The following is a 23,494-nucleotide window of genomic DNA, read 5'->3' as shown; positions in this document are numbered from 1 at the left end:
GACTTGTGCCATGAAAGCTCATGCATTCTTCGGTCTGTCGGACCTGCCGCCGGTCAGAGGTTGGAGTCCACGGCCTGCACATCCGATGTGGCCGTGCCTGCTAGCTTGGCGGAATCGGCGATGGACATGAACTCGATCGCGCGCGCTGGTAGTTGCTCCGTGTCGCATGCCATATTGATTACGGCTTCCTGCTCGCCAGCCGGCAGCAGCAGTGTGTTGGCGAACCAGTCGTGCCGGGGAGTGGCGAACGTGTAGCGAATCAGGCCGATGGACTTGCCGCTGGTGGTTTCGTCGCCTTCGTCGATGCTGTTGGCTTGGCGGGTTGCGATTTCAGCATTTGCGACGAGCGGGAGACTTCGCGCGATGCCTTGGTAGTAGCCGTCGAGACGTTCATTGAGTTTGGCCGCATCCCAGTCGCGCCCCGTCAAGCTTGCCGCGACGTAAGCGTTATGACCCCGTCGGAAAAGCTCGTGGGTTCGTGATTGCAGCATATCTGATCTGTCCTCGTCAGTGAACGACTTTTGTAATTCGGCCATCAAAGCTGCAATGAATGGCGGAGGTGTCGGATGCGTGCTGTCGTTGGGTCGGGCGTTAACTGGTTCATATCCGTTAGGTAAACTTATTTCCACCGTTCCATTGAAGAGGGTGACTGCTTGTTCCATGGTTATCTCCTTTGTTCAATCATTGCGTTGCTTTATGATTCGTGCGTCAGTATGTGTGGGGGTTGCGGCGTGTCATGGTTCAGTCTCCCAGGGTTGCCATGTTGATTTGAGGGGTTTGGGTGAATTTGTAGGTGGTGATCATCTGGTTGGTGTGGCAGTTGTAGATGGTGATCCGCATGTCCCATGGCCCGGTGTGGCGTTTCATGTAGTAGTTGTACCCGTAGTAGAGGGGTGTCTGCCCCATGATGCCGAAACCCGGGAGGGGTGCGAGGTCCTTGTTGGCCCATATTTTCATTTCGGTTTCGTCTGGGCTGACCTCGTAGTGGTAGTCGGGGTTCTGGTCGGTGAACGTCCTTTCGCCGCTGCCGATCCATTCGTCGTTGTCCTTGATGTTGGCCTGGCGTTGTTGTTCGGTGACGATGCCGACCACGTCCCCGTTTTTGGTGGCGTAGGCGTCGGTGTAGAACTCCTTTTGGCGCTCCCTCATGTCCTTGGCGACGGCCTTCGGGGTGTGGATATTTTTGTCGTACATGCACCGTCGTACGAAGTCGGCGGGGTAGGTGATTTTCTCGGTTTTGGGCCGTGCGGGCGTGGGTTGTGGTCGGTGTGGTCCGCATGCGGCCAGCGGCGTGAGGATGGCGGCGATGCAGAGCAGGAGTGCGAGGATCCTGTCGGTGCGGCGTGTGCGGTTGCGGTGTGTCATGGTGGTTCCGATTAAGCGAGTGTAAATCCTAGAAGGAGAAGGAGTAGTAGCAACAAGGCGCCGGTAACAAGGATTTCGGTTTCAATGGCGGTCTTAGTTGCTGGTGGCAGCGGCTGAACCTCCCAATTCAGGTTCAGTGATGGTATGGATACTGGCTGTCGCACTGGTTGCGGTTTGCGGAAGTGCACCCAATGATTCTCCAACGCGGCGGACAGTCCGAGTTCCGAAGCGACGGAGCAGCTATTGCCGACGTCTTGGGATACGCCTACGGTGACCGTGAGTGATTTTCGATTGACGTTGAGCGTAAATGTTTGTGTCTTGTCCCCGTGCTTACGGCTCCAAGAGCCACCTAATCCGGCGGAAGGATTGGCGTTGATGCCGCTGGTCCACTCGGTATAGTCCTTGTTCCCCGGCGTGTTGACGGGGCGGCCGTTATCGTCGATGCGAACGGAGCTGAGGTCCTGGCTTTCCGAAATCATGCTTAGCAGTTCGCCGCGCTGGTCTTTGGCGACGTATCCCGGCACGCTGAGGGTGGTTCTGCCGTCGCCGTCTCTCGCTGACACCCGGTAGGTCAGCTCGAGTCCCGGGCCGACGGGTATGCTCCACTCCTGTCCGACTTCCAGATTCGGCAGGTACTTGGCGAACTTACCTCCCATCGTCTTGAGTGCTTCGAGTAACGCCGGAGCTGTCTTGGTGTCATGAGCGGTCTTGCTTGCGAGCCCCTTCGTGCTGGCCATCTCGTGGAAGAGCTTGCTTTTCTTGTTGTAATCGTCGATGCCGTTGAGGGCTCCGGCTATATAGGAGAGGTCCAACGTTCCGGTTGTGGAACCGGCGCCCATTGCCTGCGCAAGGATGTCGACCTGCCTTCGGAAACCCTCGAGGTCTGACTGGGTCGCCACGAAATTGGTCAGTGCAGTGCTCGCGTCGTTATTCACTTTCGACCAGATCCCCACGATCTGTCGTTTCGAGGCATCGTTGATCTCAAGGAGGGTGCGCTTGTATTTGTCGGTGGTGTCTGAACTTGTTTCGATCGTATCTCTGAGCAATATTGGCAGCAGTCCCATCTCGAAAGATTCTTCGGACAAGTCGGCAAACTTGTCCCAACCGCTTTCCGCCTCGATCTCTTCAGCCCAATGCATCAGCTGTTGCTTGGTGTTCGCTGTGAAATCCCTGCGTTCTGCCATCATTCGCACCTTCTTGTACGGTTGCCTGAATTGCTCGTGACTCGGTGTTTCCGGTCAGTGTGCGTGTTCGCCGAATTGGCTGCCGGCGGCACGGTCCGCCTCTTTCATGGATGAGTTCGCTTTGGTTAGAAACTCCCGGGTTTTGTCGAATAAGGACTGCAAAGAATCCCCTAATGCGACGTACTCCCGCGCGACGTCCTGCAATGCGGATACCGCCGATCCGGAACCGTCCATGCTATACGTTTTTAAATGCGAATACTCGTTCTGATGGGCGTTCAACTCTCCGAGCTCCTGGATGAGTTTCTCAAGCTTATCCGGAGCGAGTTCTATTTTCCGTGCCATTCTTGCCCTCCTCCCTCTGTGCTTTTATCCGTTTAATACAGGAACTGGTCGTCTTCGTCCACCTGTGCAATGAAGTTTGCGCAGGTGTCGGATAATGTGTTTGAAATCGAGCTGAGTTTTCCCGATTTTTCGCCGTACAGGGTTCTGATGTCGGTGACGAAGGCCACCAGGGCGTCATGTATCGTTCCGGAGGGTATTGCTTCGGAGCATACTTTGTCCATGATGGACAGGTATTGCTTCATCTGGTCGTCAAGCGACAGACCATAGTCTTTGCGGCCACTCCCGACACCTTCTACGTAGTTGTCGACGATGACTAGATTTGGATCTTCCCCAGCCATCACCACTCCCCTCTCCTGCGGGCCTCCATGCGGAGGTTCTCCCTCTGCTTGTCCTCCTGTTCACATGCGAGCGCATGGTTCAGGTCTTGTTGGTATGCGGCCCGTTCCGTATCGAGGTTGCCGATGATCCGTTCGAGATCAGGAATCTGCAGTTCGGCTTCCTCGATCTGGTTTTTGATCAGGCGGATACATTCGTTGAAGGTGTCGTTGACGTTGGTGTAAGCGCCGCCTAAGATCATGTTGCCCATCATTTCCGCATATCGTTGGGCGCTGCGGTTCTGCAGGCCTGACCATTGCAGGTTTCGCAAAGCGGCTCGTCGGTTGGCCTGTTCATCCTCGAAATGGTTTTGCTTTCTGTGGACATGTTCGAGGGCCGCGCGAAGTTGGGTGAGGCGCTTCTTGGTGCTTGCGATTTCGCCGGTTAGGCTGGCGCGCTGATCGTCTATGCGTGAGATATCGCCTTTGATCCGTTCTGAATACGGCATTTGCGTAGTCGCTTTCTTCCTCCTGGCGGGAGGAGCAAGGGACCGATAAAGTTGATATGTATTATATCATAGTGCACACAGGGGGTTATTGATTCCGGGTTCGAGTCGGAAGTGCGGTATTGGTCGTTCCTTTGATGGTAGCCTGTCCTTTTCCGGCGCGAAGGCCTGGGCGGGCCGGTAGGGCAGGTACGACTCGTCCTCGTTCGATGCGAACCAACGCCGCGTCTTGGGTCCCGGCTCGCCGTCGACGGCGCAGGTCCCAGCTCGCCCGCTGTCGCGCGCCTTCCAGTCCCTCGGCCGCAGCTCGGCTATGCGGTTTCCTTTCTCTTTCGACAAATGTCTGTAAGACGGCTTGCTGGGTGCGGCACTCTTCCCGTTGGTGGGACATAAGCAATTGCATCGTTCCACGGATGCTGCACTTCTAACTTGAACTCGGGAACCAAAGCGTTCATTTAAACCTATTGATAGGGTAGCGCCGTAGCGGTGAAAGTGCTTCATGATGAGATTTTTTGGTGACGATCGTTCCGCTGGAGAGTTCTATCGGGTTAAACGTGCCTATTTGACGTGCCGTTTCGGTGATGAGCTTAAGCCTATGGACTTCTATAGGAAGCTGTACCCGTCCGGTGGTTTCGAGCGACCCTGCCGCGACGGTTACGATTATGACGCGACGCCTGATACCGATCGCAGGCCCAACGGCATCATCACCGAAATACCGGCTCAGCCGGCATTGAGTCATGCATGAATGGCCAATACGTTTCCTGCAATCCAACCGCAACGGCAACATACGCACCATCGGAAACCATGAAGCAGTCACACCCGGGCAAGGCAAACGCATTCAGAATGCAGTGCAAAAATGGCATGAAGACCTCTTGTTTTTAAACCATGCGCATCTTGCGCTAACAGGGTGATGCGAGCCTGACGGTCGGCGATAGTCCCGCCACCGGCGTCGCCCTGGTCAATGCCCTACGCCGCCGCGTCCAGTGTCATGCCGATATCCTGTCATACTGATTTCCGTCTCGGTCGGTGGGATGTCGCTTTTCTGCATCTGCATTTGCAGTCAGGCGCGTCACCCGCGAAAATTCGGTGTAACTTATAGGGAGTCAGGCCTTGCTGTTCTCCGACTTCGGTAGATAGTAGGCCGCGTGTTCGCGTAGATACTGCCTTAAATACGGTATGGCAAAGTCGACCTGTCCAAAACCCGCTTCCTTGATGACTTGGGCTTCCAGGAGCCGCGTGCGGTACGTATTCGCGTATGCTGCGCTCTTGTGCATCCGTTCGGCGACAACGGATGTGGAAGACGGGCCGTCGTCCTGGGCCATGGCGAGAAGATAGGTGCGGTCGACTGCGGAAAGTCCGTCGAGTTCTGGACTGTGAACCGTGTCGCCGAGCCTTGCAAGGGCGTCTCTTACGCCGGTCTTGGCGGCTTCGACGCTCACTGTCGGTTTGCTTTGGCCTTCTGAATGTTTTGATTTGGCAGGTCCTGATGGTTCGAATTCGGTATTTATGCCATTTCCGTTATTCGTCTCGTCAGGTCTGCGTTGCTCCTTACGGGCCACGCGCCAAATGTTATAGCCCACTAGTTGAATCATAAAAGGATAGCCTTCGGTCGCATTCGTTGCCAGGTCCAGCGCCTCGCCGTCGATGGGCATTCCCGAAAGCGCGAATGTGTCCGCAAAGGCGTCGTGTACTTCGGCAAGCGGTATGTCCCCCAGAAGTTCCGGCTGGGCGCGGCGTAGGAATGTAAGAAGCTGGTCATTAAGCCATTTCGACGATATCGAAGGCAGTCCGGCGAAGACGAAGGCGATATTGCGTTCCTCGCGTGTCAGGTGCTGGATCGCCGTAGCGAGTGCGACCATGTCGTCGCGTTGCGCCGCCTGCGTCTCATCGATGGTGATCAATTAGGCCCACGTGCTTGCGTTCCAGCTTGTCCAAGCGTCTGCTCATCGCGTTTCGCGGCGTCATCGGCATGGTTTGTGCGCTTATGTCCGCTTCGCCCAGTGAAACGGTGCCTAACGCGGGAATTTGCAAGGTCGGTTTTGCGGTGATGCCGACGCCGTGGCTCGGCGTCGAGAGTCCGTCAAGCAAACGCTTGGTCAGACCGGCCGAAGCCGTCTCGTCTATCACTTCCCAGCTGCGTGCCTTCGCGATGCGGCCGAATTCGGTGAGGATCACCGTTTCGTCGACACCTCGGGCGCCGGTCACGCGCATCAGACGGCCCGGGGCGCCCGGGCCATCGTCCAGTCCCTCGTTGAAATCCTCGATGACCGAATCCCGGCCGATAAGAGCCGGCGGCATGCGTCCGGCCGTTGGCTTGAAGGGATTCGAGATTGTCGGTTTGTGGTTTTCTTCATAAGCCACCCCGCATCTGACGTAACTATTTGCTTGTCACTGGTATGACGATAGCAGCAAGATAAAAAGAAATAAAAAAGATAAAAAGAAATATAAAAAATAAAAAACTGAAAGGTAAGCCAGATTTTGGTTCGGCGATAGTGGATGACTTGCCGTTGGTTGTATTGCATTAGATTGAATTTGTCATTGAGTGGCGAATTCCTCGACCGGTAAGCAACCCAGGAATTGCGATTTGGTCCGTAAATGGTCCGCAGATTCGGGGACGGCCTGCAAGAAGTCCTTCGCCATAGACTTCGGATGGAGGATTCCGGTTGCTTGCAGGCTCGCCTAAGGTTTGAATCGGCGCAGCATTTCAGATCCGGTAGTCGCCAAAAGCAACCGATGGCTATTTCCAATTGTTACTTTGGTAACCATTGAATATGAAACGGACGGCCTATATACCACAAGAAGATTTTAAAAACAAGTCTTTTTTCCGAGACGAATTTGCCCTACCCTGTTGCGAAGCCATGCCGTGAGGTGCGACGGAGGCGGAAGGGCGAATCGTATGAAGGCGAAAGTATGGATGTTGAGACGGTGGCATGCCGTGCTGGTGCCGTTGGCGCTGGCGTTCATGCTGGTGCCGGCCTCGTATGCCTTCGCCGCTCCGCGGGATGACGACGCTGTCGCCGTCGGATCGGCCGCCGACGCTTCCGTGACCGCCTCCGCCGAGGCGACTTGGGGCGGCGTCGCCAGCGGGCTTGGCGCACAGCTTAAGCAGGCGGTCGATGCCTATGCCGCGGGCGACCGTCCGACCGCCTCCTCGCAGATGAGCGCGGCCGTCTCGCGCTATACCTCCAGCAATTTCAGTCGGGCCGTACGCGACACCTTAGGGACCGACCGCCAGCAGAACGAGGCCAACGGTTTCCAAGCCGTCCAGCAGCTGACCTATTCGGACGGGCATGCGGATGAGCTGAAGTCCGGAACCGCCGCGCTCTGCGGCGAGCTGATCGATGCGGCGACCCGGCTCGACGCGTCCCCGAATCTCGCGAAACCGCAAGAATACGCCGCCCAGCTCGCGGAACGGACCAAAGCGCAACGCAAAGTGCTGCAAAAGAACAAAAAGACCAAGTTCCACGGCAAAGGCGACCGCACCTGGGTTCAGGTCGCGCAGCAGATAGGCAAGGTGCTCGATCAGGGCGTCGCGGCCGCGAAGGCCGGCGACGGCGAGAAAGGCTCCGACAAGGTCAACGAGGCGTATTACCAGTACTACGAAAAGCTCGGCTTCGAGAAGAACGTGATGAACGCGATCTCCGGTTCTCGCGTCTCCTACATGGAAAGCTGCTTCAAGGAGCTGCGCAAGGCGATGGTTCGCGGAGACGCCTCGACCGGCATCGTCAAGCAGGCCGACGACCTTAAGGCGAACCTCGTCACCGACGCCAAGGGACTCGACGGAGGCGCGGCCGACCAGGTGGGCGGCGCCACCAGATTCGCCACCAGTTCCATCGGGCAGGCGTTCCTCATCCTGGTGCGCGAGGGGCTTGAGGCGCTCCTGGTGGTCGCCGCGATCATCGCGTACCTAGCGAAGTCCGGCAACAGAAAACTGATCAAGTGGATTTATCTCGGCGTGCTTGTCGGTCTGCTCGGATCGGGGGTCGTGGCCGTGCTGTTCGCGCTGCTGTTCGACGGCAACGGGCCTCAGCAGGAGAACCTGGAGGGCATCGTGGCTCTGATCGCGATGTGCATGCTGGTCTACACAAGCAACTGGATGCTGTCGAAGTCCGGCACCGATGCATGGAGAGCATATATCGGCTCGAAAACACGGAACGTCGTTTCCGGCGTGGCTTCCGCTCAGTCGATGACGTTCGCCGGCGTCGTCTCACTGGCGATGCTCAGCTTCTTGGCAGTGTTCCGGGAGGGCGCCGAAACCGTGATGTTCTACCAAAGCGTCTATTCGATGACGCGGGACGTGCGCGGCATGTGGATCGGCGGCGTCGCGGCCGCGGTGGTGCTGGTGGTCGTCTTCGCGCTCATCCGTTTCACCTCCGTCAAGATCCCGCTGGGGCCGTTCTTCGGCGTCACCTCGGTGCTGCTGGCCGTGCTCGCCGTCACCTTCGCGGGCGGCGGCGTCCACGCGCTGATCGAAGGCGACGCCATCAACGGCACGTACCTGGCCGCCATGCCCACCAACGAGTGGCTCGGCATCTATCCATACGCTCAGACCCTTGCGGCGCAAGGCGTGGCGGCTTTGGTGATGGTGGCGCTCTACGCGTGGTTCGGGGTTCGACGGCACCGGCGGCGCGGGGCTGCCGGCAGCGTGCCCGCGTCTGCGGCTTCGGCGGCGTCGAAGGTGCCGGTTCCGCCCACGGCATCCAGGACTTCAATGCCATCCGGGAATGCGACGGCGGCCGGCACTCCGACGGAACCGGCGTCAATGCCGGATCCGGGCGCCTCCGAGAATTCCGCATGAGTCGGATGTCAACCCGTCAACCGATGGCGTAGACAGCCTCGAGAGTCGGCTGGTGCGGCCGGTCAAGGATTCGTTATAACAAAATACCAGAAAACGCAGTACAAAAGGAAGAAAAAATGGCAATAATACATAGGAGAATCACCGCTCTTCTGGCGGCCGTGGCGGCAGGGGCTTTGGCCTTTTCTCTGGGCGCTTGCGGCTCTAACGGTGCCGACAAGTCCGACCCCAAGTCCGACGCTTCGAATTCCAAATCCGCCGACAAGAAGGACGACAACAGGAAGAACGCCAACGGCGCCAAGTTCGAGGAGATCCCGATCGGCCATGACCAGCAGATCTTCCCGCTGAACATCGCGACCGTCTACTTCCAGCCGGTCGACATGTACCCGGCGGGCATGGGGCTTTCGGCCGCAGAATCGAACCTGCACCTCGAGGCCGACATCCACGCCCTGAAGGACAACAACCTGGGCTACGGCACGGGCGACTTCATCCCCAAGCTCACCGTCAAGTACCAGATCGAAGACAAGAACGACCCGAACAACAAGCAGGACGGCACGTTCATGGAGATGAACGCGGACGACGGCCCGCATTACGGCGCCAACATAAAGCTCGACAAGGCCGGCCAGTACAAGCTCACCTACACGATCTACAGCCCGGAGACCAACGGGTGGACGCTTCACGTCGATCCGGACACCGGCGTCAAGGGTCGCTTCTGGACCAAGCCCATCGTGGCCACCTTCGACTGGAACTACGTCGTGCATCAGTGGTGAGATCGGCCGATCCGGTGGATATCGCCGTGTCGTGAGAACCATATTGCTTCGGAACCCCTGACGGCTGATTCGGTAAGGGGTCCGAAGCCGGTTGTGTCCTCGGCCAAGACGGCATGGATGCATATGGAAAGGTAGTGCGATGCTACAGCAGTTTGTGGGTGCTCTGTCGGGGGCGTTGGCTCCGGCCCTGCTGGTGATGACGCTCAGCGTGCTGCTCGGTGTGGGCGAGGGGCGTGATGTGCCGCTGAGCCGAAACTGGCGGCTTTACGGGCTTTTGGTCGGGCTTGGTGCGGTCGTCGTCTTCACCGTGTTGCGTCTGCTGGTCATTGTGGACCGCCGTTCCGGCGTGAATCTGCCGGTGCTCATCGGCGCGGTGTCGTGCGATGTGCTGATGCTCGTCGTGATGGCCGGGTCGGGCAGGTTCAGGCGCGAATGGCACCAACACCCGATTCGTCTGCATGCGGCCAACGGTGTCGCGGCGATCGGTATCGCCCTGACCACCTTCTTCGCGCTGCAAGACGTCATCATGCAGCTGACGAGCTTTGTGGAGACCGGCGAATCGGCTTTCACCTCCAAAATGCTGCTGCGGGCGCTCGGCTTCGCGCTGGGTGTCGGGACCGCGGTTGCGGTGGCGGCGATCTTCCGCACGATGCGCACGACGGCGGTGCATGGCAGCTTCCTGACCGCATCCATGCTCATGCTTCTGATTTTGCTTGTTTGCCATGCGACCCAGCTTTGTTCGCTGCTGATGTCGCTTATGTTGGTCGAGTTCGACGGCGCCTCCTTCACGGTGCTCATCGCCGCGGCCAATAACGACACCAGAATGGTCATCGCGCAGGCGCTGGTCTTCATCATTCCCGTAATTGCGTCGGTCGTGGCGGGCTTGCGGATGAAACCGGTCGGTGAAAACGACGCCGTGATCCGCACGCACAAGGCGTTCCGCCGTCGGGCGATGGCCTCCGCGGTGTGGAGCCTGGTCGGAATGATCGTCGTGGCCGCGGCATTGACCGCCGGCGTCGCGAAGCTCCACGAGCAGCCCACGCTTTCCCCTCCCGAGGGATACTCGTTGCACGGCGCCACCGCCACCATCCCGTTCAGCAAGGTGGACGACGGCCATCTGCATCGCTTCCAATACAAGGCCAAAGACGGCACCGTGATGCGTTTCATCATCATCAAGAAGAACGGCGGCGCGTACGGCGTCGGGCTCGACGCGTGCATGACCTGCGGTGATGCCGGATATTACGAAAAGAACGGGAAAATCATCTGCAAACGTTGCGAGGTGGAGATGAACGTCGCCACCATCGGCTTCAAGGGCGGTTGCAACCCGATCCCGTTCCCGTACCGGGCGGCGCACGGCAAAATCACCATCCATACGCCCGACCTCGACGCGCTGTCGAGTCATTTCAAGGATTGAGGGGTCGCGATGTCGACGTCGAACGTGTGCGCAACCCGGTTTATGCCGAAAAGGGGCCGTTTACGGGACCCAAATGGCCTCTTTTCGGCAGTTATGCATGGTTATGCCGAAAAAAGGCCACGAGGCACGGCTAAATGGCCTCTTTTCGGCGGGGAGCCAGGAAATTGCCGAAAAGGGGCCGCTAGAGGCCGCGGGATTCGGACGTGGATTGGCTGCCAGGTGAATGGCACCGTCGGATTATCGGGCAGTCGCGTTGATTGGGTGAGTGGCCCGGCTGGTTGGACGGTTGGGCTGGTTGGTTGTGCTGAACCGGATGGTTGGACGACTGGTTTGCGGGGTCGGACAGTTGGTTCGAACCGCTGCGCGGATTGCTTGATGAACCGGCCGGTCGGCCAGTTTGAGCGCGTGGGTGGTTCGGCGGATCGGGTGGATGACTTGGTCGGTATGTCGTATGGAAGGGGAGAATGATGTTCCTCCTGAGAATGGTGTTCCGCTCGTTTTCCCGGCAGTTCAAACGACGGCTGCTGATCGCGGTGACCGTGTGCCTTTCGGCGACGATCTGCGTGGCGATGCTCGGCGTCGTGTTCGACGTGGGCGACAAACTCAACGCGGAGCTGTCCACATACGGCTCGAATATCGTGGTGCAACCCAAAGCAGACGCGGTGGTGTCGGATCTTTACAACACGGATGATGCGGGCGCCGATCCGACCGCGTTCCTCAAGGAGTCGGACGCCGCCAACATCAAGACGACGTTCTGGGCATACAACATCACCGATTTCGCGCCGGAACTCAACATCCGCGCCACGCTCGGCAAGCGGCAGGTGCCAGTGAACGGCACGTGGTTCCACAAGACGATCAAACTCCCCACCGGCACCTCGGTCACGGCAGGCGTGCGGGGCATGCGCTCATGGTGGAAGGTCGACGGGGCCTGGGCCAGGGATGGCGCCGAAGGCCGATTGCCGCAGGGCATGATGGGCCGGGACCTTGCGCGCGCCACAGGCACCAAGGTAGGCGACACCGTCACCCTCGCCAAGGACACGGCCTCTGGCCGGCGTCGCACCCAGCGCGTGCGCATCGTCGGCATCTTCGATTCCGGTGACGAGGACGCACAGAGCATCTACGTCCCCTCATGGTCGGCCCAGCGCCTGGCGGACCTACCGGATTCGGTCAACAAAATCGAAGTGAAAGCGCTGACCACGCCCGAAAACGCGTTGGCCCGCAAGGCCGAGAAAGACCCGGCCGCGCTCAGCCAGGAGGAGTGGGAGACGTGGTATTGCACGGCCTACCCCTCCTCCATCGCCTATCAGATCGAAGAGGTGATGCCCGACGCGGTCGCCAAGCAGGTACGGCAGGTGGCTGAGCTGCAAGGTGACGTGCTGCGCAAGACGCAGGCGGTGATGATTCTGATGACCGCGCTGAGTTTGGTGGCGGCCGCCATCGCCGTGGCGAACCTGATGGCCTCCTCGATAGGTGAGCGCAGTTCCGAACTGGCGTTGCTCAAGGCGATCGGAGCCACGGACGGTGCGGTTTCAAGGCTCATGCTCACCGAAACGGCGGTCATTTCGTTGGCCGGAGGTCTCCTGGGCGCCGGCCTAGGGTCACTGGTCGCGCAGGTGATCGGGCACGTCGTGTTCGGCTCCGGCGTCGCGATGCGGCCGATGGTATTTGTTCTGGTGTTCGTACTTCTGGCCATCACCATACTGATCGCCTCGTTCTCGTCAATCCGCGCAATACTGCGTGTGCGACCCGCGGAGGTGCTGCATGGCAGGTGAGCATGAAGACAGGCGCGTTGCGCAGACGCGGCCCGCGAACAAGAATCGTAATACGTGTATTGCTGGAGGATGGCATGAGTGACGTCAGGAACGGCAAACCCGTCGTTGCGGATGACGACGACCAAAACCAGTTGCAAAGCCGCTCGAGACGGCAAATGACCAACCGACGCATGTTCATGCGAATGCTGCGGGGCGCGGTCTTCCGGCGGCGCTCGCGAGCCGTCATGGCCGTTGTGGCCTCGCTGGTGGGCGCGGCCACGTTGTTCTGTCTCGCGACCATCTGCATTGCGGTGCCGCGGCAGATGAACGACGAGATGCGTTCGTACGGCGCCAATCTCGTCGTCATTCCCAATCGGCAGCTGGCCGATTCTGATTCCGGGGCCGGTGGCGGCAGTGGTATGGGCGGTATGAACGACATGAAAATGGGCGGCGCCACGGCGGGTTCACAGGGCTCTGATGCCGGGATGTCGAATACGGATAACCCCGGTTCCGGCCAGTCCAATTCGTCCGGCTCCGTTCAAACCGGTGATTCAGGCGTGCGAGACAAGGCAAGTGTGCCCGGTGGCGGTTTCAGCGATGCCGCGGTGAAGTCGCTGAGCGCGATGGTGAACGAAGCTGGCTCTGCGAAGTCGGCGGCCTATCGCTACGAGAACGTGCAGATCAACTCACTGCCGTTCGTCGCGGCTGGCGTCGACCCGCATGATGTAAAGGCGCTGAACCGCCACTGGAGCATCGAAGGCAAGTGGCCCGGCGACGGTGGTGTCATGCTGGGGCGTGACGCCGCCACCAAGCTCGACGTCAAGATCGGCTCGGTCATCACCATGAAATATCGCCCGGGCAAAGCCGAGTCGGTGCCCGCCTCGCCCCATGATTCCAGCGGTTCCAACAGTTCCAATGGTTCCGACGAATCCGGGGACAAGCACTCCGGGATGTCCGGTATGTCGCACGGCTCGGGGAATACTGCGAGCGGTGGCATGGCTGGTATGTCGCTTGATTCGTCGGATGGATCAGGTGGCGATATGTCCGGTATGTCGCATGATTCCGAAAAAGGTATGAGCAGGGGCATGGCGGGCATGAAAATGTCCTATATCGAGCCCGCTGGCGGCCACGTCTCCTCAGCGGTGATGCGATACGAGAACCCGTGCGTCTCGCCGGCCGAATGGCATCCGACCGCGCCGAACGCCGGTGGCATGGAATTTCGCGTCGCCGGCATCGTCGACACCGGTGGCAGTGAGGATGAGATAGTCTACGCTTCAAACGCCGACGTCGCCAAAATGACCGGTTTTGAGCGTGGCGCCGACGTGGTCGAGTATTCGGTCAATGCCCCGGACGCCGCCCTTGGCGCCTTGGCCAATGCAATCAACAGGCGGCCGTCTCTGGCCGCGAAGGCTCAGAAAGTCACGCGTATCACGGCCTCGAACGTGCGCATCGTCACCATGCTGCGCACGCTGCTCCTCATCGTCACGCTCGTGGTGCTGACGCTGACGCTGGTCGGGGTCGGCACCACGATCTCATCAATCGTCGCGCAGAGGCAGGGGGAAATCGCCTTGCGTAAGGCCCTTGGCGCCTCCTCGCGCGACATCGCCCTCGAATTCACGGTGGAATCCGCGATTTATGGCTTGTTGGGTGGTCTCGTGGGCACGGTGGCCGGCTATCTGCTCGCACGGGAACTCAGCTCGTCGGTATTCGGTCAGCATCTGGCCGTGAACTGGCCGCTTGCCGTCGCTTCCGTTCTGCTTGCCGCCCTCGTAGCCGTTGTGGCTTCATTGTTGCCGATTCACTCGGCCGTGCGCATCGATCCGGCTGTTGTGTTGCGCGAGGAGTGAATACGGGATGACTCATAAACCCCATGCATCAAAACCGAATGACTTGACTTTTGTTTCAATACTTACGGAAAGGGGCGGCAATGCTGCTTGAACTCAACCATATTTCGAAGACATACGGCGATCTTCATGCCGTGGACGACCTGACGCTCAGCGTTCCCGAAGGCCAGTGGCTCGCGATCGTCGGTTCGTCCGGTTCCGGCAAGACGACGCTGATGAACATCATCGGCTGCATGGATAAGCCGTCCGGCGGCACCGTGGAGCTTGAAGGTCGTAGGCTCGATGATTTGAACGCCTCGCAGCTGGCCGACGTGCGCAAGAACGTCATCGGTCTGGTCTTTCAGAAGTTCTACCTCGTCCCACATCTGACGGCGGTCGAGAACGTGATGGTGGCGCAGTACTACCATTCCGTCGTCGACGAGCGCCAGGCGCTTGAGGCGCTCGACCATGTGGGCCTCAAGACCCGCGCCCGACACCTGCCCGGCCAGCTTTCCGGCGGCGAACAGCAGCGCGTGTGCATCGCCCGTGCCCTGATCAACCATCCCAAGCTCATCCTTGCCGACGAGCCGACTGGCAATCTTGATGAGAAGAACGAGCAGATCGTGCTTGATCTCTTCCGCGAGCTCAACGCCCGGGGCACTACCATCATCGTGGTGACGCACGACGCGCTTGTCGCATCGTGCGCCCAGCGTGAGATCATGCTCAACCATGGCGTGCTCGTGGGTGAGCGGTGGAATGACGATGCGGCTCGTGAGGCCTATGTGGCCGCCGGAGGGGACGTCGAGGGTGCCGTGGTCTTCAACGACCCTACGAAAGCGGCGAAAGTACGGGCATAACAACTTAAGCGGTTTCGGTCGTGGGGTTGACCTCGGCAATTCGGTGGCGGCCAATGTTCAGCGGTTCCAGTCCGTCGCATAGCGGGTCTTGGCCGGAATCTCGCGGTCGGACGTCGATGACCGCCGGGGAGCGTCGGCCGTCACTGCACCGACGCGCTGTTGGAACGCAGATCGAGGTTGAGCATGGGCGAACCTGGTCGGCTGCTGAGCGCTGATTCGCCGTCAATAAGAACCGTGCTTCCGCTGATTTGGGTCGTGTAGCCGTAGCCCTGCGGCAGTCCTGTGATTTGCGCGGAGCCGCTGTGGCACTCGAAATTGAACGTTTTGCTTGCCGTGCCGTCCCACTTCATGGAGCCGCTGTGAATCTCGACGTCCGCCACTTCGACGCCTGTGTTCCATTGCGCGGGGTTGAACATCGCGAACGAGAAGCTGTCCCACGGCGTGCCGATGTTGGCCACGCTCAGGGTTCCCGCTTTGTTGACGATTCGGAAATCTGCCGCTTTGCAATGGTGCAAGCGTACCTCGAAATCTTCGGTGTCGGCGATGCGGCCGCGGCCGGCCATCGATTGCAGATGAATATCCAAACGGGAAATGGGCAACGAACCGGTGAGACGCTGTCCTTGCACCACGACGGTTGCGCTACCTGTTTTGCTTGCGGAATCGCGGTTGCGATGCGGGTTGTGTTGGTTTGCTCGCTCGGCCATATCGTCGATTGATAGTGGTTCGTCGGCTGAGCCGTTCGCTTGACTATCAACCGCGCTGTCGGCGCTGTCGGTGGTGCCGTATCGTTTCGTGTGCGTACTTTGGCTTTGGTTGCACTGCGGCATCGTGGAATTCTGTTCCCCGCCAGCCTGATCCGTCGTCGCCGTTGTCACCAAGTCGGGTTCGGAGGGTGCTTCACCATAAAAATTATCTTGGAAATGACGCGCCCAACGGGCGATGAGGTCGTAACTGTCCGCGCAGAGCAGCAGTGTTTCCCGGGCCTCGCTGAAGGGCTGGAATCGCGTGGAATCGCGCCTGGCCTGGCGCGGTTGATGGCATAGATCCGCTTTGACGCCGAAGCGCTTTCGGAACTGTCGATACGGGTGAATCCGTGCTCGCACAGCCTGAGTGTGATGCGATATACGGATTGCTCGCTGACCTTCACCCAGTTGCCCGTGCCGCGTGGAGCCAGGAATTTATTGATATCGTAGGCGTTCATCGGATGATCTTTGAGCGCGCCAAGCACCATCGATAGTCGGAGAAGTCGTGGCCGTGTTCATCCCAACTTTCAGCGAAACTACTCTCGATAAGAGTACTATATAATATAGTATCGCTTTTGTCATAGTTTTGTTCGACTGACTGTCTTCGGATATGAAAACGTTTTTGCTCTCAAGTTCAGACCGTCGAGTGTGAGGCAATTACCCTGACGTGATAGCATGAACCAGTTGTCGGTTGAATGTGTATTTGCATGCTCGTAGGTAGGCCGGATTGCTCGTATCGTCGGTTTTGTTCATATAATTCAATAAACTAGTTTTCCTGGATTATCAAGCGTTTGCGCCGTCCTGTTTCCAATATTGGACCGTTTTTACTTCCTGAATTGAACCATTTCCAATACCTGACTTGGACGCGTCTCGTTTCCGGAGTCGGATCGTTTTTGTTTCCGAACTTGGACCGTTTTGACTTCCAAGGTTGGCACTTTGCGGAACGGTGTAAGCATTTCGACAAACAGTAAAGCGTAAAATGTAAGATGTAAATGGTGTAAAATATAAGTTCAAAATGGTGTAAAATGTAAGATAGAAACGGCGTAAAATGTATGATGGAGGTGAATAATGGCTCTGAAACCTGGCGAGTACAGGCCTAGGCTTGTCGACGCAAAGATAGCTAAACTCTTAGAGGTGTTCGGTGCCGTGCAAATCGACGGCGCCAAAGGGTGCGGCAAAACCTGGTCCGGTTTGGCACATGCAAACAGTGTGGTTAGTTTGGACGATTATCGGGTCAGACCATTGGCGCAAGCTGACCCCACCGTTGCGTTGGTCGGGGATCAACCACATTTAATCGATGAATGGCAGATCGCCCCCCACCGTCCGCGATGCGGTGCGCCATGCTGTCGACCAAGCTGCCAATCGTCCAGGTCAATACCTCCTAACCGGTTCCAGCGCACCGCCGCTCGAGCAGTATGAGCATAGTGGTGCTGGCCGTATAGCTCACCTGCGCCTGCGCCCGATGAGCCTTGTGGAACAAGGGTTATCGAACGGCGAGATTTCACTGCATGGCCTGTTTGACGGAGAATTCACGCGTACGGCGGCGAGTGGTTCGCTAAGCAGCATCGCGCAGTGGGTTTGTCGCGGAGGCTGGCCTTCTTCCCTTACCCGTTCCCTCGAGGACGCGCTGTACCTTCCGGGGCAGTATTTGGAAGCCGTCGCTGAAGATAACGCTCCACGGTCGGGCAAAGCCCCGGCCATGACACGACGCGTTATCGCCTCTCTGGCCAGAAATAATACGAAGGCGGCGACCATCACGACGTTAAGCCGCGATATGTGCGGTGATGACGTAACGTCTGAAAGCAGTCCTGCACGAAGTACGACTCAGAGCTACATAGACATGCTGCAACGCGAATTCATTATCGAAGAGTTGCCGTGTTGGGATGGTCCCGTAAAGTCTCGTAATCGCTTGCGTGTCAAGCCAAAACGTTATTTCGTCGATCCTTCGCTGGCGGTTTCGGCGTTGGGTATCAACCCGCGGAGGCTTCTTGGCGAGGGGCAGATTTTCGGTGATATGTTCGAGAATCTGGTAATCCGTGACCTGTTGGTTTACACCTCCGCATGGATTGGTGTGGATAATCCTCATGTGTATTTTTACCGCGATGACAAGGGGCTCGAAGCGGACGCGATTATTGAGTTGGCCGACGGGCGTTGGAGTGCGATTGAAATCAAGTTGGGTGAAAACGGAGTGCCTGATGGGGTCCGATCGTTGATGAAGGTTCGCGACAAAATCATGGCGAATCCATACTCCCAACAGCAGGAGCCGTCGTTTTTGATGGTCGTCGTAGGCAATGGCGCATTTGCATATCGAACCGAAGAGGGCGTTTATGTCGCTCCCATTACGACTTTAGGCGCATGAGTTCTTCAGGGGCATGAGCATCTTTGCGGGTCTGCGGCTACGATGAATCACCGTGTCTGTGCCCGGTGACGTTTGCTCCACAAGGGTTGTTGATGGGAGCCCGATGCATCCTCGGAAGCCTAAGACGCGGGCCAGGTGATTCTTGCTGCTGCCCGATTCCACGTTTTGGACGGTCGGTTCGGCGCGTTTTCCCTGTTCGGGCTATCCTTGTCGGTGGAGGGGCGCGTATCGGAGCGGTGCAAAGGGGAGCTGATGGCCGGTGAAGACGAACATTCCGTGTCTTATGGGCAAACGTCGCCAAGCGGTTCCGTGAACGGCGGGCCTGCGAACGGTCCGGGTGATGTACAGGCCATTCCGTTGATGAATGGTTCCGCTGACCGTTTTGAGCCCGAAGATCTGAACGTTGCCGATGCCGCCATCCGTTCGCCTGATCCGGATGGTTTTTCGGTGATGCTCGACGGGCTTGGGGATGCGCCGGTCGCTGGGGTCGGTAATGGCGGGGGGGGGCGTAATGCAATCCGTGCCCGCCATGGTCTGACCGGCGATTATGGCGGTGGGGCGCGAGTCCTGCGGAAGGTGCTGGTGACACTGGTCGTGGCGACCGTTGCACTGTGCATGGGCGGTTGGAGCTGCTTCCAATGGTGGAGTCACTGGCGGCGTATTCCCGTAAACGTCAACGGTGAGACGCGGATGGTGCGCGTCGATGCGACGCTGGGAGAGCTGGCGAAGAGCACTGGAAATTTTGGCGCAAAGCCGGGCAGACTGCTGTCGTTGTCGGGCAGGGTCCTCGACAAGGTCGGCGGCGGGCCCGTACGGTACAGCCTCAATGGACACCTAATATCAATCAGTGACGGCTCTGCCGATGGTGCCAAGAATGCTGGTAAGGACGTCGAGAATACCGCCCGTTCCAGGCCGGTCGCTAATCGTGATTCCGGCAGGCAAGCGTCAATGGCCATTCCCGACAGTCTCTACTCGATGAATTTGACCGAAAACGCAACGATAACCGCGGAAAACGGCAAGGACGTTACCGAGGGGCACGATGTCAAGCGCGCCGAGATTCCTTACGGCGTTGCCATGAATGGCCACGGAGTGATTCAAAAGCTCAGGAAGCAAGGTAAGCCGGGCGTCAGCGAGACATGGACCGGCAAAATTTCCGGTGAGAAGGTCGATAAAGGAATCGTCGAACAACCGCAGGATGTCGTCGTCGACACGTTCTCCCCGCAACCGTCGGGACGCAAGGTGATCGCACTGACCTTTGACGACGGCCCCAGCAAGTTCAGCGGTTCCATCTTGGACGAGTTGAAGGCGAAAAACGTCAAGGCCACGTTCTTCGACGTGGGGCGAAACGCGGCAGGACAACCGCAGATGGAGCAGCGGATGGTCGCCGAAGGCCATCAGGTGGCAAGTCACAGCAACACGCATCCTGATATGAAACGGCTCAACACCAATGATTTGCGAACGGACATCATCCAGGGGTTCGCCAACATCAGGGCGGCGTCAGGGGTCACGACCAAGGTCGTCAGGGCGCCTTACGGTAATTTCGGCGCGGAACAGTGGCGAGAGGTCAGCGATCTTGTCGATGCGAACGTGATCTGGACCATCGACACGGCGGATTGGAAGCTTCCCGGCGCGCAGTCGATACGTGACGCGGTGCTTTCCAAAGCATCCAACGGCGCGGTCGTGCTCATGCATGACGGCGGCGGGGACCGGTCGGAGGATGTCCAGGCGTTGCCTTCGATCATCGATGGCCTCAAGGCCCAAGGCTTCGAGTTCGTCACCATCGACGAACTGATTGCCATGAATGGTCGGTGACGGCCGCCGCAACCTTGATCGCAAATCAAGTGACGCTGACCTTGCCTGTCTTTTGGCCGATGCGGATATGGTCGCCAAAAGACCGTTGCATAGTGTCGGAAACGTTTTTAATGTCCAAAGGTCCGAAATGACTGCGGGAAGACGATGCCATATTGATTCACGACAGCCACTGGTGCAAAACTCCGACCGCTTCCGTAAGTCGCGGGTGAGGCTATTAATGTAAAGTATGAACGTGAAAAACCATCAGCCCAAAGAACGAACCATCAACGACACTGCGGCTGCGGTCACTGCGTATCATACGCATTCGATTCCATTGGACATGGAGGACATCGAACGCGACTGGGACCGGCCTGTGGCGGATGCCGGGCTGGCGGCGAAGACGAGCGTCATCATGCGCGTCGGTGCGCTGGATCTTGGCGCTGGTACCGGAAGTTTCCGGGTGCGTGAGATGATGCACCGCATCGCCTATCCGCTTGGCGTGCACGTACGGGCCGACATCAACCTTACCGACATCGACGCGACCTGCACGGACGGCAAAAGCCGTGTCACCGAGGTCGTCGATCTGCCCACAACGGGCGTGAACACGGAGCGCATCTGGCTGCTGGAACATTTCGCGGATTGGTTCAGCGTCAATCTCGGCAAGACCTCGATGTACCACGCCCGACCTCGCGTTTCCGAGGAGCTGGTGGAACAGCTGGGCAATCCGGAGGCGCAGAAGTCCCTGCTGCGGGCCGTGAAGAAGGTCAGGCGGATGCGGGATCGTAATGAGAAGGTGCGGGCCAAAAGGGACGAGCGCATTCAGACCCGGGGTTACAAGGCGCCAAAAGGCGAATACGAACAGTATTTTGACCATATCGGACAGACGGTCAAAGACGGGGCTAATTCGACAGGCCTCGGCCAAATTCCGCGCTCGCCGGATCAGCCGGAGGACGTGGCGCATGCGGCCGGCCTAGCCGACGATCCAACGGCAAGGAATCCGCGCGCTTCAGCGTCATATGAAAAAGCGGTAGCTGATGCGGCCACGGTCCCCGTCATCGCCCCTGATACCGCTCCCGCCGCCTCTGAGGCGTTCCCCGCAGCCACGCACGGCGTCACCGTGGGCCAGGTTCATGAACGGCTCAATCTGATTGAACGCCGCCGACCGCTTTACTCCCCCTGGTTCTCCGGGCTGGCCTCGGCCGTCGCCTGCGCGTGCTTCGTGTTCCTGCTCGGCGGCGGCCCGCTCGACATGCTGGGCGCGTTCGTGGGCGCCGGAATCGGCCAGTGGGTTCGCAGGCGCATGTTCGCGCACCACCTGAACCAGTTCTTCGTCACCTTTGTGGCGGTCGCGGTCGCGGCGTTTGCGTGCGTGGGCACACTGCGTTTCGTGGGGCTGATTGACCCGGCCGCCTTGAGTCACGACACGGCCTATATCGGTGCCATGCTGTTCGTCATCCCCGGCTTCCCGTTGATCACCGGCGGCCTCGACATCGCCAAAATCGACTTCCCGTCCGGCATTCAACGCTTGACCTACACGCTCTCGATTATCCTCATGGCCACTCTCGCCGGCTGGATGGTCGCCACCGTCGTGCACCTGAACCCCCAGGGTTTCGAACCGATGGGCCTCAATCCGTGGCTCAACACGGCGTTGCGCGCGGCGGCCGCGTTCGGCGGTGTCTGGGGGTTCTCGGTGCTGTTCAATTCGCCGCAGCGCATGTGCTTCACCGCCGCCGCTATCGGCGCCATCACGGACACGTTGCGCCTGACGCTCACCGATTTCGGCATGCCGCCCGAAGCCGCCGCGTTCATCGGCGCACTGCTGGCCGGTCTGCTCGCATCGGGTTGGCGTTCGATGGTGCGCCACGGCATGCTCCCGCCGCATCTGGGCTATCCGCGCATCTGTCTGACGGTGCCGTCGATCGTGATCATGGTGCCGGGGCTGTATATGTACCGCGCCATGTTCTACCTGGGTCAGTTCAACACCGCCAACGCCCTCGACTGGGGCTTCCGCGCGTTCATGGTGATCCTGTGCCTGCCCATCGGCCTGGCGATGGCCCGCGTCATCACCGACAAGTCCTGGCGCTATGACATTTAAGACGATGAGACCCGGTAATTCCAACATTCGCGGCAGTCGCGAGCAAAGCAACCCCCGACTTTGTTGCACCGAGTGAAAGCCAAAGCGAAGCTGAACGGCAGCCGGATAATCCGCCTGCGGACGCCTCAGTACTTCATACCCATCGCCTCACGGACCTCTTCGAGCGTCCGCTCAGCGACGGCGTTGGCGCGCCTGTTGCCGTCGTGCAGGATGTCGCGCACCGAGTCCATGTCCTTCGCCAGTTCCGCACGGCGCTCGCGGTGCGGTGCGAGGTAGTCGTTCACGGACCTGATGACGTACTGCTTCAACGCGCCGGCGCCGGCATCCCCGATCTCCTCGGCGATTTCGGCCGGGTCGCGTCCGGTCACCAAACCGGCGGTGGTCAGAAGGGCCGAAACCTGCGGGCGGTTGACCGGGTCGAAGGTGATGCGCCGCTCGGAGTCCGTCGGACTCTTCTTGATGAGTTTCGCGGTTTCCTCGGGGGTGGCCGACAGTGCGATGGCGTTGCCGTACGACTTGCTCATCTTGCGGCCGTCGAGCCCGGGAATCTCGGGGGCTTCGGAAAGGATCGCGACCGGTTCGGGGAACACGGGGTTCTTCTTGGCGTACCGCTCGTTGAAACGGCGCGCGATGGTGCGTGTGATCTCGATATGCGGCAGCTGGTCCTTGCCCACCGGCACCACGTTGCCCTTGCAGAACAGGATGTCGCACGCCTGATGCACGGGGTAGGTCAGCAGCAGGCCGGTCAGCGCGTGGCCGCTGGCCTCCTTCTCGGCCTTCACCGTGGGGTTGCGTTCCAGTTCGGCCTCGGTGACCAGGGACAGGAACGGGAGCATGAGCTGGTTCTCCGCGGGGGTCGCGGAATGCGTGAAGATCATGGTCTTGGCCGGGTCGATGCCGGCGGCCAGGTAGTCGAGCAGCAAGCCGAGGGTGTTCTCCTCGATGTGCTCGGTGGTGTCGCGGTCGGTGATCACCTGATAGTCCGCGATCAGGATGTTGGTGTGCACGCCCTTGTTCTGCATCTCGACGCGGGACTTGAGGGTGCCGAAGTAGTGCCCCAGGTGCAGGCGTCCCGTCGGCCGGTCGCCGGTGAGCATGGTGAACCTGTCCGGGTTCGCCTCAAGTTCGGTCTTGGTCGCGTCCGACCGTTTCTTGGCGGTTTCGAAACTTCCGGGATTTCCGGGAGTCGTTGGGGAATGCTGCAAGTCCGATTGCTTATGCAATACATGGGAACCATCCGCGTTGTCCATCGGCGTAGCCTGACTTGTGTCCGTGATGCTCTGCATATCCGCCATGACTACCTTTCGAATCGTTTAACTCCGTGGTCCAAAAACGCATAAAATCTTGTTTTTATCGTAAAAGTCTGAGCAGACAATGTAAAGCGA

At 59.0% G+C, this 23,494-nt stretch carries 19 protein-coding genes and 1 pseudogene; 10 read left to right on the top strand and 10 right to left on the bottom strand.

From position 1 onward, the window contains the following. Positions 1–53 precede the first annotated feature (53 nt). The 6 genes from BBOH_RS08265 to BBOH_RS04850 all read right to left on the bottom strand — a co-directional run bounded on the left by BBOH_RS08265 (position 54) and on the right by BBOH_RS04850 (position 3,714). A complete protein-coding gene (locus BBOH_RS08265; protein WP_143242497.1) occupies positions 54–491 on the bottom strand; it encodes a hypothetical protein in 438 nt (145 codons plus the stop codon). Between the two features lie 250 nt (positions 492–741). Beyond that, the gene (locus tag BBOH_RS08260; RefSeq protein ID WP_052118223.1) at positions 742–1,365 is read right to left on the bottom strand and encodes a hypothetical protein; all 624 of its coding nucleotides are present in this window, start codon (positions 1,363–1,365) and stop codon (positions 742–744) included. Between the two features lie 11 nt (positions 1,366–1,376). Next, positions 1,377–2,549 carry a hypothetical protein gene (locus BBOH_RS04865; protein ID WP_143242495.1) on the bottom strand — a complete coding sequence of 391 codons (1,173 nt, stop codon included), beginning with the start codon at positions 2,547–2,549 and terminating at the stop codon, positions 1,377–1,379. A gap of 54 nt (positions 2,550–2,603) precedes the next feature. After that, positions 2,604–2,891 carry a hypothetical protein gene (locus BBOH_RS04860; protein WP_033522260.1) on the bottom strand — a complete coding sequence of 96 codons (288 nt, stop codon included), beginning with the start codon at positions 2,889–2,891 and terminating at the stop codon, positions 2,604–2,606. A gap of 32 nt (positions 2,892–2,923) precedes the next feature. Next, positions 2,924–3,229: a hypothetical protein gene (locus tag BBOH_RS04855; protein WP_033522262.1), complete on the bottom strand. Its 306-nt coding sequence runs from the start codon at positions 3,227–3,229 to the stop codon at positions 2,924–2,926. Beyond that, complete coding sequence (locus BBOH_RS04850; protein WP_033522264.1) at positions 3,229–3,714, bottom strand: YwqH-like family protein; 486 nt, start codon at positions 3,712–3,714, stop codon at positions 3,229–3,231. The genes BBOH_RS04855 and BBOH_RS04850 overlap by 1 nt, the downstream gene beginning before the upstream one ends. Positions 3,715–4,210: 496 nt before the next feature. Here BBOH_RS04850 and BBOH_RS04845 point away from each other — a divergent pair, with 496 nt between their 5' ends. After that, complete coding sequence (locus tag BBOH_RS04845; protein WP_033522265.1) at positions 4,211–4,456, top strand: hypothetical protein; 246 nt, start codon at positions 4,211–4,213, stop codon at positions 4,454–4,456. A gap of 358 nt (positions 4,457–4,814) precedes the next feature. On the opposite strand, the pseudogene BBOH_RS04840 reads toward BBOH_RS04845, so the two are convergent. Further along, positions 4,815–6,009 (bottom strand): annotated as a pseudogene (locus BBOH_RS04840) (ATP-binding protein). Between the two features lie 598 nt (positions 6,010–6,607). Between BBOH_RS04840 and BBOH_RS04835 the strand changes: the two are divergent. The 6 genes from BBOH_RS04835 to BBOH_RS04810 all read left to right on the top strand — a co-directional run bounded on the left by BBOH_RS04835 (position 6,608) and on the right by BBOH_RS04810 (position 15,121). Beyond that, positions 6,608–8,509 (top strand): FTR1 family iron permease, encoded by a 1,902-nt coding sequence (locus BBOH_RS04835; RefSeq protein WP_052118224.1) that lies wholly within the window; start codon positions 6,608–6,610, stop codon positions 8,507–8,509. A 122-nt stretch (positions 8,510–8,631) separates the two neighbouring features. After that, positions 8,632–9,276: an iron transporter gene (locus tag BBOH_RS04830; protein WP_033522308.1), complete on the top strand. Its 645-nt coding sequence runs from the start codon at positions 8,632–8,634 to the stop codon at positions 9,274–9,276. Positions 9,277–9,415: 139 nt separating this feature from the next. Then, entirely contained in the window at positions 9,416–10,690 is a 1,275-nt protein-coding gene (locus BBOH_RS04825) for a Fe-S-containing protein (protein ID WP_033522267.1), read from the top strand. A gap of 467 nt (positions 10,691–11,157) precedes the next feature. Continuing rightward, positions 11,158–12,462 carry an ABC transporter permease gene (locus BBOH_RS04820; protein WP_033522310.1) on the top strand — a complete coding sequence of 435 codons (1,305 nt, stop codon included), beginning with the start codon at positions 11,158–11,160 and terminating at the stop codon, positions 12,460–12,462. Positions 12,463–12,617: 155 nt separating this feature from the next. Beyond that, the gene (locus BBOH_RS04815; RefSeq protein WP_033522312.1) at positions 12,618–14,288 is read left to right on the top strand and encodes an ABC transporter permease; all 1,671 of its coding nucleotides are present in this window, start codon (positions 12,618–12,620) and stop codon (positions 14,286–14,288) included. An 80-nt stretch (positions 14,289–14,368) separates the two neighbouring features. Further along, a complete protein-coding gene (locus tag BBOH_RS04810) occupies positions 14,369–15,121 on the top strand; it encodes an ABC transporter ATP-binding protein (protein WP_033522269.1) in 753 nt (250 codons plus the stop codon). 140 nt (positions 15,122–15,261) lie between these two features. On the opposite strand, the gene BBOH_RS04805 is transcribed toward BBOH_RS04810, so the two are convergent. Next, a complete protein-coding gene (locus tag BBOH_RS04805; protein WP_152595391.1) occupies positions 15,262–15,948 on the bottom strand; it encodes a hypothetical protein in 687 nt (228 codons plus the stop codon). 44 nt (positions 15,949–15,992) lie between these two features. Further along, positions 15,993–16,352 carry a PadR family transcriptional regulator gene (locus BBOH_RS04800; protein ID WP_033522273.1) on the bottom strand — a complete coding sequence of 120 codons (360 nt, stop codon included), beginning with the start codon at positions 16,350–16,352 and terminating at the stop codon, positions 15,993–15,995. A gap of 809 nt (positions 16,353–17,161) precedes the next feature. Between BBOH_RS04800 and BBOH_RS04795 the strand changes: the two genes are divergently transcribed. From BBOH_RS04795 to BBOH_RS04785, 3 genes are all read left to right on the top strand, one after another. Next, complete coding sequence (locus BBOH_RS04795; RefSeq protein WP_081930338.1) at positions 17,162–18,223, top strand: ATP-binding protein; 1,062 nt, start codon at positions 17,162–17,164, stop codon at positions 18,221–18,223. 252 nt (positions 18,224–18,475) lie between these two features. After that, positions 18,476–20,035: a polysaccharide deacetylase family protein gene (locus tag BBOH_RS04790; RefSeq protein WP_052118227.1), complete on the top strand. Its 1,560-nt coding sequence runs from the start codon at positions 18,476–18,478 to the stop codon at positions 20,033–20,035. 226 nt (positions 20,036–20,261) lie between these two features. Then, a complete protein-coding gene (locus BBOH_RS04785; RefSeq protein ID WP_033522275.1) occupies positions 20,262–22,109 on the top strand; it encodes a threonine/serine exporter family protein in 1,848 nt (615 codons plus the stop codon). A 125-nt stretch (positions 22,110–22,234) separates the two neighbouring features. Here BBOH_RS04785 and trpS read toward each other — a convergent pair whose 3' ends face one another. Further along, positions 22,235–23,404: a tryptophan--tRNA ligase gene (gene trpS, locus BBOH_RS04780; RefSeq protein ID WP_237743135.1), complete on the bottom strand. Its 1,170-nt coding sequence runs from the start codon at positions 23,402–23,404 to the stop codon at positions 22,235–22,237. Positions 23,405–23,494: the final 90 nt, after the last annotated feature.

Origin of the sequence: Bifidobacterium bohemicum DSM 22767 (assembly GCF_000741525.1) — a bacterium.
In the GTDB taxonomy this organism is placed as follows: Bacteria; Actinomycetota; Actinomycetes; order Actinomycetales; family Bifidobacteriaceae; genus Bifidobacterium; species Bifidobacterium bohemicum.
The sequence above is the reverse complement of the archived record's forward strand: the minus strand, read 5'-3'. Positions and strand labels throughout refer to the sequence as shown.

Excerpts from the sequence above, each read along its gene's own strand:
- BBOH_RS04835 (WP_052118224.1), top strand. The coding sequence starts at position 6,608 with ATGAAGGCGAAAGTATGGATGTTGAGACGGTGGCATGCCGTGCTGGTG.
- BBOH_RS04790 (WP_052118227.1), top strand. The coding sequence starts at position 18,476 with ATGGCCGGTGAAGACGAACATTCCGTGTCTTATGGGCAAACGTCGCCA.
- BBOH_RS04805 (WP_152595391.1), bottom strand. The coding sequence starts at position 15,948 with ATGCCGCAGTGCAACCAAAGCCAAAGTACGCACACGAAACGATACGGC.
- BBOH_RS04815 (WP_033522312.1), top strand. The coding sequence starts at position 12,618 with ATGACCAACCGACGCATGTTCATGCGAATGCTGCGGGGCGCGGTCTTC.
- BBOH_RS08260 (WP_052118223.1), bottom strand. The coding sequence starts at position 1,365 with ATGACACACCGCAACCGCACACGCCGCACCGACAGGATCCTCGCACTC.
- BBOH_RS04825 (WP_033522267.1), top strand. The coding sequence starts at position 9,416 with ATGCTACAGCAGTTTGTGGGTGCTCTGTCGGGGGCGTTGGCTCCGGCC.
- BBOH_RS08265 (WP_143242497.1), bottom strand. The coding sequence starts at position 491 with ATGCTGCAATCACGAACCCACGAGCTTTTCCGACGGGGTCATAACGCT.
- BBOH_RS04810 (WP_033522269.1), top strand. The coding sequence starts at position 14,369 with ATGCTGCTTGAACTCAACCATATTTCGAAGACATACGGCGATCTTCAT.
- BBOH_RS04845 (WP_033522265.1), top strand. The coding sequence starts at position 4,211 with ATGATGAGATTTTTTGGTGACGATCGTTCCGCTGGAGAGTTCTATCGG.
- trpS (WP_237743135.1), bottom strand. The coding sequence starts at position 23,404 with ATGGCGGATATGCAGAGCATCACGGACACAAGTCAGGCTACGCCGATG.
- BBOH_RS04800 (WP_033522273.1), bottom strand. The coding sequence starts at position 16,352 with ATGGTGCTTGGCGCGCTCAAAGATCATCCGATGAACGCCTACGATATC.
- BBOH_RS04860 (WP_033522260.1), bottom strand. The coding sequence starts at position 2,891 with ATGGCACGGAAAATAGAACTCGCTCCGGATAAGCTTGAGAAACTCATC.
- BBOH_RS04855 (WP_033522262.1), bottom strand. The coding sequence starts at position 3,229 with ATGGCTGGGGAAGATCCAAATCTAGTCATCGTCGACAACTACGTAGAA.
- BBOH_RS04820 (WP_033522310.1), top strand. The coding sequence starts at position 11,158 with ATGTTCCTCCTGAGAATGGTGTTCCGCTCGTTTTCCCGGCAGTTCAAA.
- BBOH_RS04795 (WP_081930338.1), top strand. The coding sequence starts at position 17,162 with ATGAATGGCAGATCGCCCCCCACCGTCCGCGATGCGGTGCGCCATGCT.
- BBOH_RS04850 (WP_033522264.1), bottom strand. The coding sequence starts at position 3,714 with ATGCCGTATTCAGAACGGATCAAAGGCGATATCTCACGCATAGACGAT.
- BBOH_RS04865 (WP_143242495.1), bottom strand. The coding sequence starts at position 2,549 with ATGGCAGAACGCAGGGATTTCACAGCGAACACCAAGCAACAGCTGATG.
- BBOH_RS04785 (WP_033522275.1), top strand. The coding sequence starts at position 20,262 with ATGAACGTGAAAAACCATCAGCCCAAAGAACGAACCATCAACGACACT.